Genomic DNA, 15,596 nt, shown 5'->3' with positions numbered 1-15,596 from the left:
TAAAACAATTTGCGGTATATTTTATTATTTGTGGATGATAACAGTAGTTGGAATTTTTGATAACGTACACCTTGCAGAAGAAGCAAGCTCGTACCTGTTGGGGAACGAATTTACAAGTGAAAATATTGACATCCACACCCACGGAGAGCAAACAGATGAGCATAATCGCATAGGCGATTTTTTCAGCCACCTGATAGATGATGAAAGGCAGGCCATGCATTTTGCCTCGCTTGGGCGTAAGGGATCTATTGTTACCGTGCATGCGGTATCAGCCCGTGAGGCACAGGAAGCAGCCGATGCCCTGAATAATTACGGAGCCATTGAAGTTAATGCGGAAGACGATAGCCCATCGCATAGCCAGATGATTGAGCGTATAGTAGCTGACGATAAAAGATTGCGTGGCAGTTACCCTGTTAAGTAAGTAGCGTTTATGGTGCGTTTTTGATTATGGATGTTTTGTGTTTATTTTGGGGTAACCAATATTAAATAACTTCCTATATAAAGTATGGATACCACCGACAATCACAACGAGCGTATTGCAAAAATGACCTTTGCCTCGGTTTACCCCATGTACGTGGCAAAGGTGGAGAAGAAGGGCCGCACCAAAGAAGAATTGCACCAGGTTATAACGTGGCTAACCGGTTTTGATGACGGGAAACTAAAAGAGCTGATGGATCAAAAAGCAACGTTTGAAACCTTTTTTCAAACGGCTTCGCTAAACCCCAACGCGTCGCTTATTACAGGGCTGATCTGCGGGTATCGAATAGAGGAAATTGAGAACCCTTTAACGCAACAGGTACGGTACCTGGATAAGTTAGTAGATGAACTGGCAAAGGGACGTAAGATGGAAAAGATATTGCGTTAAGATAAACCTAAAAATATCAAAACAAAAAAGCCTCCCATTTTCATGAGAGGCTTTCGGGTAAATGATGGGGCTCGAACCCACGACCCTCGGTACCACAAACCGATGCTCTAACCAACTGAGCTACATCTACCGTGTTTGGAGGATGCAAAAATAGAAATCTTAAGCCAATATGCAAAGCATTTTTTAAAATTACACTAAGCTTACCTGTTTCAGCGGGTTACAGTTTATTTTTGTAGTTATGGCAGAGCAATTAGTGGAGTTGAATGTTACGGGTATGCATTGCAATAATTGCGCAATGAGCATTCATAAATTACTGGAGAAGAAAGGCTTGCACAATGTGCTGGTGAGTTTTGCGTCTGAGGAGGTGAAATTCAGCACCGCCGACCAGTCCATTCTTCCGCAAATTATAAAAGATATAGAGGGACTTGGTTTTAAGGTTGTAGACGAAGAAAATGTGCAGCCCACACCTTTTTATGATAAGGTAGAGAACAAATTTATCTTCTGCGCCATATTTACAGCGCCACTTTTACTGCATATGCTGCTGCCGTGGCATTTTTTACATAACCCCATCGTTCAGTTAATTTTATGCCTGCCGGTGTTTATTGTGGGCTGCCTGCACTTTGGTAAAAGTGCCTACAGTTCGTTAAAAAATGGTATGCCTAATATGGATGTGCTCATCTTTATCGGGTCTGCCAGTGCCTTTATATATAGCCTGGTGGGTACTATTGAAAATTTGGGCGGGCATTACTTGTTTTATGAAACTGCTGCTACCATAATTACGCTGGTGCTGTTGGGTAACGTGTTCGAGAAGCGCTCGGTAAACCAAACCACATCAGCAGTAAAAAACCTGATGAAGTTTCAGCAGGTTAATGCCAACCGGGTTATAAACGGCAGTGTTGAGGTTATAAGCGCCAAAGATGTTGCCGCGGGCGATACGCTTTTGGTGAACGAGGGCGACCAGGTACCGGTAGACGGGGATATCATCAGCGGCAATGCCTTATTAAACGAGGCTATGATAACAGGGGAGAGTATCCCCGTTGCTAAAACCAAGTATGACAAAGTTATAGGCGGTACCATTGTACAGCAGGGTAATATCCGCATTTTGGCTACCAAAGTAGGGGCAAACAGCACCTTGTCGCAAATTATAGATCTCATGAAAAAAGCGCAGGCTGCCAAACCGCCGGTACAAAAACTGGGGGATAAGGTTGCTTCGATATTTGTACCTGTGGTATTACTGATAGCACTGGGTACGTTTGTGATCACCTATTTTGCTACCGATGCCGGCCTGCAGCGTTCTATGATGAACGCCATAGCGGTGATGGTAATATCGTGCCCGTGTGCGATGGGTTTGGCTACGCCAACTGCTGTGATGGTTGGTTTGGGCCGCGCGGCTAAAAACGGCATCCTGATTAAGGGTGGAGACACTATTGAGGCCGTTGCCAATACAAAATTTGTATTGTTTGATAAAACAGGTACACTAACTACCGGTAAATTCAGCATTAAAGAGATAAAACTTGAAGAAGGTTTTAATATAGAACAGGTGCGTGGTGTAATAAGCGCTATTGAAGAGCGCTCTAACCACCCTATAGCAAAATCGCTGGTGAGCGAATTACAGGCCTACCCGCAGCAAAAACTAATATTGCGTACGGCAAAAGAGGAGAAAGGCCTGGGGATGCGTGCCGAAGATGTTGACGGCAATAATTACTTTTTAGGTACGGCCAAGCACAAAACACCCGATCATTTTAACCTTACGCTATACCGCAATCAGGTACGTATGGCTCAAATTGCGGTTGATGATACCATAAAACCGAATGCCGCCAGCCTGATAGCCCAACTTAAAAAAGCCGGAATTGTACCCGTTTTGGTAAGCGGCGATAAAGCTTTACGCTGCAACACGTTAGCCGCCACATTAGGTATAAAAGAGATACATGCCGAAATGCTGCCCGAAGATAAGCTAAAGGTGGTTGACATGTACCACAAAAAAGGCAAAACCATTATGGTTGGCGATGGCATAAACGATGCCCCGGCGCTTACCCACGCCGATGTTGGCGTATCTATGAATGATGCCAGCCAGATAGCCATACAATCGGCCAGGGTTATTTTGCTGAATACCGATCTGCAATCGGTGGTTACATTCCTGCAGATCAGCAAACACACGCTCATTACCATCAAACAAAATCTTTTTTGGGCGTTCGCTTATAATATTGTAGCTATACCTATAGCCGCGCTTGGCTTTTTAAACCCGATGGTAGGAGCCTTTGCCATGGCATTTTCGGATGTTATTGTGATAGGTAACTCACTGCGCTTGAAGATCAAGAAAGTTAGCTAAGCTCCCCAACTCCCAAAGGGGGAGTTTTTAAAAATCTTATGGGCATTTAATATAACTTATGCTACTTTTGTTCCCCTTTCAGGGGATAGGGGCATATGATAGAAATTTACACAGACGGTGCATCAAGCGGAAACCCGGGGCCGGGTGGTTATGGGGTTATATTACGGTCGGGCCAGCATTACAAGGAGCTGTCTGCAGGGTACCGCAAAACTACCAATAACCGAATGGAACTGCTGGCCGTGATCACCGGGCTGGAGGCTATCAAAACACCCAACCAACAGGTAACCATCTTTTCCGACTCTAAATACGTGATAGACTCTATCGAAAAACGTTGGGTGCACGGTTGGGTAGCCAAAGGCTTTAAGGATAAAAAGAATAAAGACCTGTGGTTACGTTACCTGGCTATAGCCAAAATGCACCAGGTAAAGTTTGTATGGGTGCGCGGCCATAACGGCCATCCCGAAAACGAGCGCTGCGACCAGCTTGCTGTTGCTGCCGGTAAACAAAAAGACCTGCTCATTGATTCTGTTTTTGAAGTAGAATCAGCTAAAGCAGGTCTGTAATAATGTATTAGGAAGGATACTTAGTTCCGCATATTTATATACTGCAACGGCTGGCCAAAGTCTTCGGTACGGCACAGGCTAATAACAGCTTGCAGGTCGTCAATCTTTTTGGCAGTAACACGCACCTGGTCGTCCATAATGGCTGCCTGTACTTTAAGGCCGCTGTCTTTTATCTTCTTTACAATCTTTTTAGCGGCTTCTTTATCAATACCTTCTTTTATTTTAATCTCCTTACGGATCATGTTACCTGATGCATACTGCTCTTTACCAAAGTCAAGCGCTTTAGGGTCCAGGCTTTGCTTTACCATACGGCTGATGATGGAATCGGTAATGGCTTTAAGGCGCATATCATCCTCTGTTACAATGGTAACCTCATTGGTTTTCTTATCCAGGTCGATAGTACTTTTTGAGCCGTTAAAATCGTAACGGTTCAATATTTCTTTTTTAGCAACGTTAATGGCGTTATCAAGTGTTTGTCCGTCAATCTTGCTTACTATATCAAATGATGGCATAATGTTGTTTTTTTATAATTAACACAAAGCTAATGTAACAATTGCATTTGCCATATACATTATAGGCTAATATTAAATTTAATATACAAAACATCTTAAAATACAGATAAGTTAATATTAAATTAACAAATAAATAAGCAGTTTTGTGGCTATAGCTATATGGATACTAAGAACATTCCGTTAATAAACAGGGAAATAAGCTGGTTGTATTTTAATGACAGGGTTTTGCAGGAAGCTGCCGACCCAACCGTGCCGCTTATTGAAAGGATTAAGTTCCTGGCTATATTCTCATCAAACCTTGATGAGTTTTACCGTGTAAGAGTAGCAACCCTTAGCCGTTTAGCCAATTTAAACGAACGCGCTAAAGAGATATTAGGCTACAACCCTAAAAAAATACTAAGCCAGATAAAAAGTATTGTTGTAAAACAGGAAAAGAAATTTCATAACCTGTACGAGAACATTATTGTAAAGCAACTGGCCGAAGAGAAGATCTTTATCCTGAATGATAAGCAACTGAACGTTACCCGAGGGGAATTTGTGAAAAGCTTTTTCAGGGAGCGTCTGCTATCTACCCTGGTGCCTATTATGCTGGATGACGAACTGCCGCTGCCTGAACTGCGCGACAGGGCCATCTACTTTTTTGTAAGGCTTACTAAAAATAAGAAATCCCGCTACGCGCTTATCGAATTCCCGGATAATCTTTCCCGGTTTTTGGTGCTGCCCGAAACAAATAACCTGAAATTTATTATCCTGCTGGATGATATTATCAGGTATAGCCTGGAGGATATCTTTTTCATATTTGATCATGATTCGATAGAAGCTTACTCGCTGCAGCTAACCCGCGATGCGGAGCTCGACCTGGATAAAGAAGTAAGTGTAAAGTTTGTAGATGCTTTGAGCAAAAGCCTGCAAAAAAGGCGCAAGGGGAAACCCATGCGCTTGCTTTATGACAGCGAAATGCCGCCTGATATGATTGGCTACCTGGTCAAAAAGATGAAGATCGATAAAGGAAGCCTAATACCCGGTAACCGTTACCATAATTTTAAAAATTTTATTTCGTTCCCGAACGTCGGCAGGCCCGATCTGGAATATAAAAAGAACAGCGCGCTGCCTGTTGCGGGGCTGTCGTTCGGTAAGAGTTTGATGGGAATGATCGCTAAGAAAGATTTCCTGATCAGCACGCCATACCAGTCGTTTGATTATGTGATCCACTTTTTACGCGAGGCCGCTATTGACCCAAAAGTAAAAGAGATCAGTATTACGGTGTATCGCCTGGCCGAAAATTCAAAGATCATCCATGCGCTTATCAACGCCGCTAAAAACGGTAAAAAGGTGAACTGCCTGGTTGAGCTGCGCGCCCGTTTTGATGAGCAGAACAATATCTATTGGAGCAATAAGCTGGAAGAGGAGGGGGTAAACGTGCTGTATGGCATAGACGGTTATAAGGTACACTCTAAAATTTGCCTGGTTACCCGTATGGAAAAAGGCAAACCGGCGCATTACGCTTGCCTGTCTACCGGTAACTTTAACGAAAAGACCGCTTCCATCTACGCCGACCATACCATTCTTACAGCCGATAAAAGGATTACTGTTGACCTGGTGGCTATCTTCAGGGCGTTAAACCGAAGCGTACTACCCAAAGGCCTAAAAACATTGATCGTATCGCCCATTGACTCGCGCCCGGCTATTTACAAGCTGATAGATAATGAGATGAAGTTTGCAAGGGCTGGCAAAAAGGCGTACATGATATTTAAAATGAACAGCCTTGCCGATGAACAACTGATCAACAAGCTATACCAGGCCAGCAACGCAGGGGTGAAGATAAAGCTTATAGTGCGCGGTATGTGCTGCCTTATACCGGGGCAAAAAGGCTTTAGCGAAAATATAGAAGTAATAAGCATTGTAGATAAATACCTGGAACATGCGCGTGTGCATATTTATGGCAACGGGGGCAAAGAGCTTGTTTATTTAACAAGCGCCGATTTCATGACCCGCAATATTGATAACCGCGTAGAAGTTGGCTTCCCGATATTGGATGATGACTTGCGGAAAGAGATTAGGGATATCATAAATATACAGCTGGAAGATAACACAAAAGCCCGCGATATTACCGGCAATGCCGTTAACAGGTATCATAAAACGCGGTCGGAGTTGCTTACCCGTGCCCAAATAGACATTTACACCTATCTGAAAAATAAAAATATAACAAATTGAGATACGCCGCCATTGATGTAGGGTCGAACGCAGTAAGGCTGCTGATAGCCGAAATTATAGAGAATAAAGGTTCAATATCGTTTAAGAAGAATACGCTTATACGTGTACCGGTAAGGCTTGGAGACGACGCTTTCCTTGACAAGAACATATCTGAGAAAAAAACTACCGACCTGGTAAAATCCATGCAGGCTTTTCGTAACCTGATGGATGTTTATAAGGTTACCGATTACATGGCCTGTGCCACATCGGCCATGCGCGAAGCAAAGAATGGGCAGGCAGTTGCCGACCTGATCAAAACCGAGGCCAACATCGACCTGCAAATTGTGCACGGCGAAAGTGAAGCCAAAATAATTTATGCCAGCCATGCCGAGCTTAATATCGATAAAAGCAAAAACTACCTGTATATTGATGTAGGTGGCGGTAGTACCGAACTTTCGTTATTTAGTAACGGCGAACTGGTGGCGTCGCAGTCATTTAACCTGGGTACTATCCGTATCCTGGATAACCAGGACAAGGACGAGACCTGGAATGAGATGAAAGATTTTATACGCGAGTATACCAAGGGTTACAAAAATATCTACGGCATTGGTACCGGTGGTAACATTAACAAACTGTACAAACTATCGCAGGAAAAAGATGGTGTTGCCTTAAGTTATATTAAATTAAGGGCGCTGTATAATTACCTTGATTCGTTCTCACTTAAAGACCGCATCAACGTGCTTGGCCTTAACCAGGACAGGGCAGACGTAATTATCCCCGCCTGCGAAATTTATTTAACTGTGCTGAAATGCGCAAATATCAAGAGTATTTACGTGCCTACAGTGGGTATGGTTGACGGAATTATACAAACTTTGATAGAAAAGAACTATACTTCAGTACATTAAATTTATTTTAATAAATTGTTTAATAATTAATAAACACTTGTTATATTTGTAATGCCCGCTCAAAGGGCATGTTTTTCATAGGTAGATGTAGGGTCGAGTACGAGTTATTCGACCCTTTTTTGTGCCTGTAAATTTTCTTCCGTTTATTTGTACTATTCCATTATGAAAAAGAAAATTGTTGTCGCGGTTACCGGTGCAAGCGGGTCTATTTATGCCAAACTATTACTTGATAAATTACAGCAGCTGCAAGGGCAAATTGCAGAGGTTGCCGTTGTAATGAGCGACAATGCCAAACAAGTTTGGGAATTTGAACTGGACGATACCACCCACGGCAACTACCCATTTAAAACCTACGCCAAAAACGATTTTATGGCCCCCTTCGCGTCAGGCTCGGCCAGGTTTGATACCATGGTTGTTGTGCCATGTTCAATGGGGACCCTGGGCCGCATAGCATCCGGAGTGTCTGATGACCTGATAACCCGCGCCGCGGATGTGATATTAAAAGAACGCCGCAGGCTTATACTGGTAGCCCGCGATACCCCTTTAAACCTCATCCATATCCGCAACATGCAAACCGTTACCGAAGCCGGTGCCATTATCTGCCCGGCCATACCATCATACTATAGCAAACCCAAAACCATTGAAGAACTGGCTATGACGGTAGTAAACCGGGTGATAGATTTAATTGGGTTGGAGAATGAGAGCTATAGATGGGAGGGGATCTGATTAATTATTGATTTGATAAATGAGTGATTTAGCGATTTTGTTATATTGATACTGTAGAGCCAAATAGCGGAATGCACTGGTTTTCGACAAGCTTAGACTGACAAAATAATTTATATTTATCATCATGAAAAAAGCATTACTCTTTATCCTGCTTATCTCAGCAATAACCGGCACCTCATCAGCGCAGCTAAAAAAAGCATCAGTAAAAGACCTTGCCTTTATGGCCGGCACCTGGACGCTTAAACATGAGTGGGGCGATATGGAAGAATTTTGGGGCCCGCCAATGGGCGATAATATGGTAAGCACTTTCAGGTGCGTTAAGGACGGGAAGATCGTGTTTTATGAATTTATGGCGATAGAACAAACCGGCAACATCCCGGTGCTTAAACTTCGCCACTTTAACAAAGGTAGCATAGGGTGGGAGGATAAAGATAAGCCCTACCTGATGACTGCTGTAAAAATCGACAAAGACCAGGTGGTGTTTCAATCGCTGGATAAAAATGTTATTATAACCTATAAGCGCACCGGCCCGCTAAAAATGGATTGTATTTTGGATGAAAAGGGCAAGGATGGCAAGTGGAAGAAAGATGTGTTTAATTATACATTGAGGAAGTAATTATTCTTTCTCCAGGCTGTGATTTCGCAATTTAACTCACCCGGTCGTTGCTTCGCCCGACCACCCTCTCTTCGCTGCGCGGAAAGAGGGTTTTGCAATTATCTTCACCCTCTTTGCGAAGCAGAGAGGGTCGACCAGCGAAGCGGAGTCGGGGTGAGTAAGCTTCCCGCCGTTGTTGGTGTTGTCACCAACAACATTTAGGACGGTTTTGAAGTTGCAAGGTCTGAATGCATAGCGGCTTGTTGGTGACAACACCAACAAGGGCGAAACGGGATAGTAAGTTAAGTTTATCCTTCAATAATAGGATAAGTCTTATTGAAAAATGCATCTATCATATGCTGGTCTTCCGGGAAGTTGTACACCTTACTGATCTTTCCATCTTTAAACTTCCATAACAGGCATGACATGCCCCGTACATTCTCGCCATCTGTGCGGTTGCTCCAGTTCAGGTGGCAATCAATTATAAACTCATCGTTAAACCCCATCACAATTGGGCTCGCTTTAAAGTCTGATGCATTTAATTGTTTAAAATAGTTAAGCACCTCTTCGGCCCCGGTCTTAACGCCACTTAATGGATGCCGGCCGGGAATTATCCATTCAATATCGTCAGATAAGATATTTTTGATAGACGTTAGGTCATTAGCGGCGTATGCCTCAAAAAAAGAATGGATCAATTGAATGTTAGGATGTTGGTTTGGTATCATAATAAGATTAAATTGTTTTCAATGATACGTTATTTATACTATATACCAAAACAGTATATGGTACAAATAACCATTTCCGACCTGTGATTTCGAACGAACGTACTGAGGAGAAATCTTATACAAGCGGTAAGTAAAGCTATGCATCCGCAAAAGCAAGGTGTACAAGATTTTTCTCTATCGCTCGAAATGGCAAGGTTTTTACATTCCTATTAACAAGCAATCATTAATTCACTAACTCACTAATTCACTAAATGATTATCTTTGCGGCTTGCAAATGAATAAGAAAGTCGCTTTTTATACACTTGGCTGCAAGCTGAATTATTCGGAGACCTCCTCAATTGGTCGCCTGTTTAATAACGCCGGTTTTGATACGGTCGATTTTACCGATACGCCCAACGTATATGTAATAAACACCTGTTCGGTAACCGAAAACGCCGATAAAAAGTGCAAAAAAATAGTGAAGGAAGCGCTGAAGATAAACCCGGCCGCCTTTATTACCATTGTGGGCTGTTATGCCCAGCTAAAACCGAAAGAGATTGCCGAAATACCCGGCGTGGATATGGTTTTGGGTGCTGCCGAGAAATTTCAGCTGGTAGACCATATTACTGATCTTACTAAAAAGCCAAAAGCGGTTGTTTTAAATCAGCCGGTATCTGAGGCAAACCAGTTTATACCCTCATACTCCTTTGGCGACCGTACCCGTACCTTCCTGAAAGTACAGGATGGCTGCGATTACTCGTGTACTTTTTGTACCATACCCCTTGCCCGCGGCGGCAGCAGGAGCGATACTATTGAAAATGTGATCGTACAGGCAAAAGAAATAGCTGCATCGGGCGTAAAAGAAATTGTGTTGACAGGTGTAAACCTGGGCGATTTCGGCATCCGTAACGGGCAGCGCGAGGACAGGTTTTTCGACCTTGTTAAAGCGCTTGACGAGGTGGAAGGTATCGATCGCATCCGCATATCATCCATTGAGCCAAACCTGCTTAGCGACGATATAATAGCTTTTGTGGCAGCTTCAAAAAGGTTTGTGCCGCATTTTCATATCCCATTACAATCAGGTTCTAACAAAATACTGGGTTTAATGCGCCGCCGCTACAAACGCGAGCTGTATACCGAGCGCGTGTCCAAAATAAAGGAGCTGATGCCGCATTGCTGTATTGGTGTAGATGTAATAGTAGGTTTCCCCGGCGAAACGCGCGAGGATTTTGTAGATACCTATAACTTTTTGAACGACCTGGATGTGTCTTATCTGCACGTATTTACCTATTCGGAACGGGAAAACACCCCCGCTGCCGAAATGAGCGGTATTGTGCCCGGCTCAACCCGTGCCGACAGGAGCAAGATGCTGCACATCCTGTCCGATAAAAAACGCCGTGCATTTTACGAGACCCAGATTGGCAAAACCGACGAGGTGCTTTTTGAAGGCGATTTAAAAGAGGGCTTTATGCACGGTTTTACCCGAAACTACGTTAAGGTAAAAGCCAAGTACGACCCCATACTGGTTAACGAATTAAAGACGGTTCATTTAACAGCAATTTCACCGGATGGTGATGTTGAAATAACAGAAAGCGAAGAAATATTAGTGCATTAACTATTATATTCGCAGCACAAACACCTAAATATGTTTCCAACCCTTTCTTCGCTGATAGAATACCTAACCGGTGCCAATATACCGCTACCTATACAAACATTTGGTTTTTTTGTAGCTATTGCCTTTATGGCGGCCTATTGGGCATTTGGCCAGGAGTTTAAACGCCGCGAGGCCTTAGGGTACATCCATCCATTTGAAAAAACTGTAACTGTTGGTGCACCAATTTCCAGAGGAGAGCTTGCCGGTAATGCCGTATTTGGCTTTATACTGGGTTTTAAAGTGTTGGATGCCGTGCTGCACTACAGCGCATTAATTGATAACCCGCAGGATTTTCTATTATCCTTAAAAGGGAATTACGTTGGGGGGATCATCTTTGCGTTTTTAATGGCCTACTGGGCATATTACGAGAATAAAAAACAGTTATTGCCAAAACCAGAGCAGCGCCGTGTAACCGTACACACGCACGAATTAATGGGCAGCATATTGTTATGGGCGGCTATTTGCGGCTTTGCAGGTGCCAAACTGTTTAACGCTTTAGAGAACTGGGGCGATTTTATGCGCGACCCGGTAGGGATGCTGATTGGCTTTAGCGGTTTAACCTTTTACGGCGGCCTTATTTGCGGTGGCGCGGTAACTTTGTACATTGCTGCCAAACACAATATTAAGCCACTAACTATGCTGGATATTGGTGGCCCTGGTATGATGCTGGCTTATGGTGTTGGCCGTATAGGCTGCCAGATGAGCGGCGATGGCGATTGGGGCATCCCTAACCTAAACCCAAAACCGGGCTTTTTAAGCTGGGCGCCCGATTGGATGTGGAGCTTTAAATTTCCGCATAACGTGGATATGTCTGATCATGACAACCACATCCCTGATTGCGTTGGTAAATTTTGCTACGAATTAAAGCTCCCGGTTTATCCTACCTCATTTTATGAATCGGTAATTTGTTTATTATTATTCCTGGTGTTATGGCAGCTTCGCCATAAGTTTAAAGCGCCTGGTATTGTGTTTGGTATATATATGATTATGGCGGGTGTAGAGCGTTTCCTGATCGAACTGATCCGTGTAAACACCAAATATGTAGTTGCCGGTGTCCCATTTACCCAGGCCGAGCTGATCTCGGTTATTATGGTTGTTGGTGGTGTCGCGCTGATCTATTACAGCACTAACCGTTACAAAAAAACAGGTTTAACTAATTAAATTCTAAACTAAATCTCATCATACAGGTTACTTTACCGAGATAGGAACGATTTGCTTTTTAGAACAACAAAGGCAAGATCAGAGGGTAGTCCAATTTTTTCTGAGCGCCAAAAAATATTAAGGAAACTAAATTTAGATGAAATACTTTATTGTTTCTTCCTTTATCATTTTATCAACTATTGCCACTGCACAAAGCACACGAAAAATTGTAAAAGATTTTGACGGGGATTTTAAAAAAGACAGTGTATTCATAGACAGTGATAAAGACATATTAGTACTTTGGCTATCTACCCAAAAGTATAAACGTGTAGAAAGCAAAGAAATCAGGTATCTGAATTTTGGCAACACGCTTGTAGCCACCAAAAAAGGTTTTGAATTTTGGAACGATTATGACCGTTCGGGTTTTATAAGTGTTTTCGAATACAACAAAATTGTTAAAAAAATGCAGTTGGTGCAGATGCGCAGAACAGATGATGTGCTGGCAAGGGATTATCCCGGCGAACAGGTATATCAATCAAGCTTAAATATGTTAACTCATAAATATGTGGGCGTTATTAAAAAAGAAGTGAAGGGCAAAATTGTAAAAATGCCCGGAATTTATGCTGAAATAGTTTATCCCCCAATTTATTTAGAGACTTTTACGGATGCTATAAACTTTGATTACCAGGAAAAATGTATTGCGCTTTATCATAAGTATAAAGCAAAAAAATAACGATGTGGGGGCTTATGAAGCTGACCTTTGGGCACCTGACTGCGGGACAGAAACGTCAAAATAATTCCAATATTCAAATTCTAAAAAGATATGCAGTTAAATCAGATAATAGGGCAGGTTATTGATGTTTCAAAAGAAGCGGGGCAGTTTATCCGCCAGGAGCGCAAAACTTTTGATGCGGATAAGATAGAGTACAAAGGCCTTAACGACCTGGTATCGTATGTGGATAAGACTGCCGAGCAAAAGATAGTAAGCGGGCTGGAACTGATATTACCCGAAGCCGGTTTTATTACCGAAGAAAAAACAAGCACCAAAATAGGCGAGCGTTATAACTGGATCATTGACCCGTTGGATGGAACCACCAACTTTATACACGGCTTGCCTGCCTATTCGGTTAGTATTGCCCTGCAGGATAAGGATGAGCTGGTATTAGGTGTAGTTTATGAAGTGAACCAGGACGAATGTTTTTATGCCCATAAAGATGCACCTGCATACCTTAATAGCGCCGAAATAAAGGTGAGCAACAAGCCCGCTATTGCCGATAGCCTCATCGCTACTGGTTTCCCTTATTACGATTTTAGCTACCAGGAAGCCTATATAAAACTGTTTACTGAACTGATGCGCAACTGCCACGGCCTGCGCCGTATTGGTTCGGCCGCTGTCGACCTGGCTTATACCGCTGCCGGCCGTTTCGAAGCCTTTTATGAGTACAACCTAAACCCATGGGACATTGCGGCTGGCATTGTGATAGTACAACAAGCAGGTGGCGAAGTAGTGAACTTTAAAGGCGGCCCCGAAGTGCTCAAATCCCGCGAGTTACTGGCTACAAACGGTAAAATAACAGGGGAGATGCTGGAGTACATTGAAAAGTATTTTACCGCGAACGTTAAGCGATAGGGTAGTATACTTAGCGTTCACTATAAAAATTAAAAATATTATGAATTTGATCGTCCTCTGTAAACCTGTATCAGGTGGCCGAGTTGGCGCGGCGAAACCGTAAAATCGTCCAGCACGAGTTCTGTATATCCGGTGGGACATGTGTAAGTTAAATAAGTAGTTTGTCCTTTGCCCGAACCACGTACAATCACTTTTTCGTCACTGATGGACCGCCACGGGTAAAATGGTGTTTTAACTGTAGCCATACCTTCGCTGTTGAGTATAATTTGCGGTGTACGGTTAAGTGCGTCTTTAAAGCATACGCACATAAAAACGCCACCAAACATCGTCATTACACCGCCAAAAACATAATTACTTGTTTCTTTACCTAAGTAAAGAAGGCCTAAACCCGCAAAAAAGCTTACGGAAAATACAAGGCTCCATAAAATCTTTTTCATAACAGAGTAACGTACAATGGTTTCGGCCGGCACCTCGGGGTCTTCTTCAAAAAATAAAGGGTCGGGCTTATCAAATCGTTGTTGCAGTGTTAACCATTTTGCTTTTTCTGCGGCTGTCCTGATCTCAGTTTTCTCAAAAAAATTATCCTTAACCGGCAGCAACAGCGCTTTGGATGCCTCGGTTTTTAGTTCGTGAACCTTGCGTACGTTTTCAAACGCCCACAAACGCCATTTGGTGATCATAATACTGCGGTAAACAAATGCTGCAATAATACCTACCCATATACCAATGGGCAGTGCGAAAAATATATGCTGTACAAATGCAAGATAAATGGAACCCCCAAGGATACCCCCAAATATGATGAGCATGGGTAATAGCACCATTTTACGGCCATGTTGAATAGCTTGTTTAACGGTTACGGTTTCAAACATAATTTTATAAACTGCTTTAAATGTAACAAAGCAGCCAAACGGCATTTATGTTTTACAATGTTTGTACAACCAATAAAACAATGGGGAATATATTAGAAAAGATCCTGTACCGTTTTATCCCATCATCATAATTCAAACAAATGATGAAATTTCAGCCGTTGTTACCGGTAATTAACCTAATAAAGCCTAAAAAGGCCGAATTAAGGCCGAAAAAAGGTCAAAAAGATCTGTAATTTCCTTATCTGTTTTGTCCCGTTTCAAAATGGAATAAACGGGACAGTTATAAACAAAAAAGCCGGTTAGAGATCCCAACCGGCTTTTAATATTGTAAGTATTTAGCTCAATTATAAAGCTTCAGAAACTACCTCGGTAACTTCAGGAACCATACGTTTCAACAGGTTCTCGATACCTGATTTTAGGGTTACTGTTGATGACGGGCAACCGCTGCATGAACCGCGAAGCTCAACAGTAACCACACCTGCATCAAATGATCGGTAGGTGATAGCGCCGCCATCCTGCTCAACAGCCGGGCGTACGTAGTCGTTTAATATTTGCTGTATCTTTATTTCGGTTTCGGTGCCTTCAAAGTCAGCATCAACAGCCTGTTCAACGGTTTGTACCTTTAATTCAGATTCAACCGCACCTTTAACAAACTCTTTCAATATCGGCTGGATATCATCCCAGTCGCTGCCTTCGGTTTTGGTAACTGTTACAAAGTTACTGGCAAAGAACACACCGTTAACAAAACTGAATTTGTACAATTCCTTTGCAAAAGGTGAATTTTCGGCACTTTCCCTTGTGGCATAGTCCACGCTTCCGTTTATAAGCAACTTGTTTACAATAAACTTCATTGTTGCCGGGTTAGGGGTGGCTTCGGTATATACGCTGATATTCATGTGTGTCAAAATTTT

Annotated in this window: 16 protein-coding genes and 1 tRNA gene; 12 read left to right on the top strand and 5 right to left on the bottom strand. The window is 42.8% G+C overall.

Annotated features, from left to right (window positions below; all coding sequences use genetic code 11):
* Positions 1-34 precede the first annotated feature (34 nt).
* Positions 35-421 carry a hypothetical protein gene (locus IDJ75_RS18710; RefSeq protein ID WP_191177187.1) on the top strand — a complete coding sequence of 129 codons (387 nt, stop codon included), beginning with the start codon at positions 35-37 and terminating at the stop codon, positions 419-421.
* An 84-nt stretch (positions 422-505) separates the two neighbouring features.
* Positions 506-865, top strand: coding sequence for a DUF2200 domain-containing protein (locus tag IDJ75_RS18705; RefSeq protein WP_191177186.1), 360 nt, complete (start codon positions 506-508; stop codon positions 863-865).
* A 56-nt stretch (positions 866-921) separates the two neighbouring features.
* On the opposite strand, the gene IDJ75_RS18700 is transcribed toward IDJ75_RS18705, so the two are convergent.
* Positions 922-995: transfer RNA gene (locus IDJ75_RS18700), tRNA-His, on the bottom strand.
* A gap of 108 nt (positions 996-1,103) precedes the next feature.
* On the opposite strand from IDJ75_RS18700, the gene IDJ75_RS18695 reads away from it, so the two are divergent.
* Positions 1,104-3,194, top strand: a complete 2,091-nt coding sequence (locus tag IDJ75_RS18695) for a heavy metal translocating P-type ATPase (RefSeq protein ID WP_191177185.1) — start codon at positions 1,104-1,106, stop codon at positions 3,192-3,194.
* A 95-nt stretch (positions 3,195-3,289) separates the two neighbouring features.
* Positions 3,290-3,757 (top strand): ribonuclease HI, encoded by a 468-nt coding sequence (rnhA, locus tag IDJ75_RS18690; protein WP_191177184.1) that lies wholly within the window; start codon positions 3,290-3,292, stop codon positions 3,755-3,757.
* A gap of 20 nt (positions 3,758-3,777) precedes the next feature.
* Here rnhA and IDJ75_RS18685 read toward each other — a convergent pair whose 3' ends face one another.
* Positions 3,778-4,269 carry a YajQ family cyclic di-GMP-binding protein gene (locus tag IDJ75_RS18685; RefSeq protein WP_191177183.1) on the bottom strand — a complete coding sequence of 164 codons (492 nt, stop codon included), beginning with the start codon at positions 4,267-4,269 and terminating at the stop codon, positions 3,778-3,780.
* 159 nt (positions 4,270-4,428) lie between these two features.
* Here IDJ75_RS18685 and ppk1 point away from each other — a divergent pair, with 159 nt between their 5' ends.
* The 4 genes from ppk1 to IDJ75_RS18665 all read left to right on the top strand — a co-directional run bounded on the left by ppk1 (position 4,429) and on the right by IDJ75_RS18665 (position 8,709).
* Positions 4,429-6,483: a polyphosphate kinase 1 gene (gene ppk1, locus IDJ75_RS18680; RefSeq protein WP_191177182.1), complete on the top strand. Its 2,055-nt coding sequence runs from the start codon at positions 4,429-4,431 to the stop codon at positions 6,481-6,483.
* Positions 6,480-7,367 (top strand): Ppx/GppA phosphatase family protein, encoded by an 888-nt coding sequence (locus IDJ75_RS18675; protein ID WP_191177181.1) that lies wholly within the window; start codon positions 6,480-6,482, stop codon positions 7,365-7,367. The genes ppk1 and IDJ75_RS18675 overlap by 4 nt, the downstream gene beginning before the upstream one ends.
* 162 nt (positions 7,368-7,529) lie before the next feature.
* Complete coding sequence (locus IDJ75_RS18670; RefSeq protein WP_191177180.1) at positions 7,530-8,093, top strand: UbiX family flavin prenyltransferase; 564 nt, start codon at positions 7,530-7,532, stop codon at positions 8,091-8,093.
* Between the two features lie 124 nt (positions 8,094-8,217).
* Positions 8,218-8,709, top strand: a complete 492-nt coding sequence (locus IDJ75_RS18665; RefSeq protein WP_191177179.1) for a DUF6265 family protein — start codon at positions 8,218-8,220, stop codon at positions 8,707-8,709.
* A 287-nt stretch (positions 8,710-8,996) separates the two neighbouring features.
* Here IDJ75_RS18665 and IDJ75_RS18660 read toward each other — a convergent pair whose 3' ends face one another.
* A complete protein-coding gene (locus IDJ75_RS18660; protein WP_191177178.1) occupies positions 8,997-9,413 on the bottom strand; it encodes a nuclear transport factor 2 family protein in 417 nt (138 codons plus the stop codon).
* A 274-nt stretch (positions 9,414-9,687) separates the two neighbouring features.
* Between IDJ75_RS18660 and mtaB the strand changes: the two genes are divergently transcribed.
* The 4 genes from mtaB to IDJ75_RS18640 all read left to right on the top strand — a co-directional run bounded on the left by mtaB (position 9,688) and on the right by IDJ75_RS18640 (position 13,816).
* Positions 9,688-11,007, top strand: a complete 1,320-nt coding sequence (gene mtaB / locus IDJ75_RS18655; protein ID WP_191177177.1) for a tRNA (N(6)-L-threonylcarbamoyladenosine(37)-C(2))-methylthiotransferase MtaB — start codon at positions 9,688-9,690, stop codon at positions 11,005-11,007.
* Between the two features lie 30 nt (positions 11,008-11,037).
* A complete protein-coding gene (locus IDJ75_RS18650; RefSeq protein WP_191177176.1) occupies positions 11,038-12,207 on the top strand; it encodes a prolipoprotein diacylglyceryl transferase in 1,170 nt (389 codons plus the stop codon).
* 136 nt (positions 12,208-12,343) lie between these two features.
* Positions 12,344-12,919 (top strand): hypothetical protein, encoded by a 576-nt coding sequence (locus IDJ75_RS18645; RefSeq protein ID WP_191177175.1) that lies wholly within the window; start codon positions 12,344-12,346, stop codon positions 12,917-12,919.
* Between the two features lie 90 nt (positions 12,920-13,009).
* The gene (locus tag IDJ75_RS18640) at positions 13,010-13,816 is read left to right on the top strand and encodes an inositol monophosphatase family protein (RefSeq protein WP_191177174.1); all 807 of its coding nucleotides are present in this window, start codon (positions 13,010-13,012) and stop codon (positions 13,814-13,816) included.
* 38 nt (positions 13,817-13,854) lie between these two features.
* Here the strand turns inward: IDJ75_RS18640 and IDJ75_RS18635 are convergent, their stop codons facing one another.
* Together IDJ75_RS18635 and IDJ75_RS18630 are read right to left on the bottom strand one after the other, a co-directional pair.
* Complete coding sequence (locus IDJ75_RS18635; RefSeq protein WP_191177173.1) at positions 13,855-14,685, bottom strand: hypothetical protein; 831 nt, start codon at positions 14,683-14,685, stop codon at positions 13,855-13,857.
* A 344-nt stretch (positions 14,686-15,029) separates the two neighbouring features.
* Positions 15,030-15,581, bottom strand: a complete 552-nt coding sequence (locus tag IDJ75_RS18630; protein ID WP_191177172.1) for a NifU family protein — start codon at positions 15,579-15,581, stop codon at positions 15,030-15,032.
* Positions 15,582-15,596: the final 15 nt, after the last annotated feature.

Source organism: Mucilaginibacter rigui (assembly GCF_014773275.1).
In the GTDB taxonomy this organism is placed as follows: Bacteria; Bacteroidota; Bacteroidia; order Sphingobacteriales; family Sphingobacteriaceae; genus Mucilaginibacter; species Mucilaginibacter rigui_A.
This window is presented reverse-complemented; position numbering and strand designations above follow the sequence as displayed.

Coding starts and splice junctions, on each gene's coding strand:
- IDJ75_RS18640 (WP_191177174.1), top strand. CDS start 13,010: ATGCAGTTAAATCAGATAATAGGGCAGGTTATTGATGTTTCAAAAGAA.
- IDJ75_RS18710 (WP_191177187.1), top strand. CDS start 35: ATGATAACAGTAGTTGGAATTTTTGATAACGTACACCTTGCAGAAGAA.
- IDJ75_RS18660 (WP_191177178.1), bottom strand. CDS start 9,413: ATGATACCAAACCAACATCCTAACATTCAATTGATCCATTCTTTTTTT.
- IDJ75_RS18695 (WP_191177185.1), top strand. CDS start 1,104: ATGGCAGAGCAATTAGTGGAGTTGAATGTTACGGGTATGCATTGCAAT.
- IDJ75_RS18665 (WP_191177179.1), top strand. CDS start 8,218: ATGAAAAAAGCATTACTCTTTATCCTGCTTATCTCAGCAATAACCGGC.
- IDJ75_RS18635 (WP_191177173.1), bottom strand. CDS start 14,685: ATGTTTGAAACCGTAACCGTTAAACAAGCTATTCAACATGGCCGTAAA.
- IDJ75_RS18670 (WP_191177180.1), top strand. CDS start 7,530: ATGAAAAAGAAAATTGTTGTCGCGGTTACCGGTGCAAGCGGGTCTATT.
- IDJ75_RS18630 (WP_191177172.1), bottom strand. CDS start 15,581: ATGAATATCAGCGTATATACCGAAGCCACCCCTAACCCGGCAACAATG.
- mtaB (WP_191177177.1), top strand. CDS start 9,688: ATGAATAAGAAAGTCGCTTTTTATACACTTGGCTGCAAGCTGAATTAT.
- IDJ75_RS18645 (WP_191177175.1), top strand. CDS start 12,344: ATGAAATACTTTATTGTTTCTTCCTTTATCATTTTATCAACTATTGCC.
- IDJ75_RS18705 (WP_191177186.1), top strand. CDS start 506: ATGGATACCACCGACAATCACAACGAGCGTATTGCAAAAATGACCTTT.
- rnhA (WP_191177184.1), top strand. CDS start 3,290: ATGATAGAAATTTACACAGACGGTGCATCAAGCGGAAACCCGGGGCCG.
- IDJ75_RS18650 (WP_191177176.1), top strand. CDS start 11,038: ATGTTTCCAACCCTTTCTTCGCTGATAGAATACCTAACCGGTGCCAAT.
- IDJ75_RS18685 (WP_191177183.1), bottom strand. CDS start 4,269: ATGCCATCATTTGATATAGTAAGCAAGATTGACGGACAAACACTTGAT.
- ppk1 (WP_191177182.1), top strand. CDS start 4,429: ATGGATACTAAGAACATTCCGTTAATAAACAGGGAAATAAGCTGGTTG.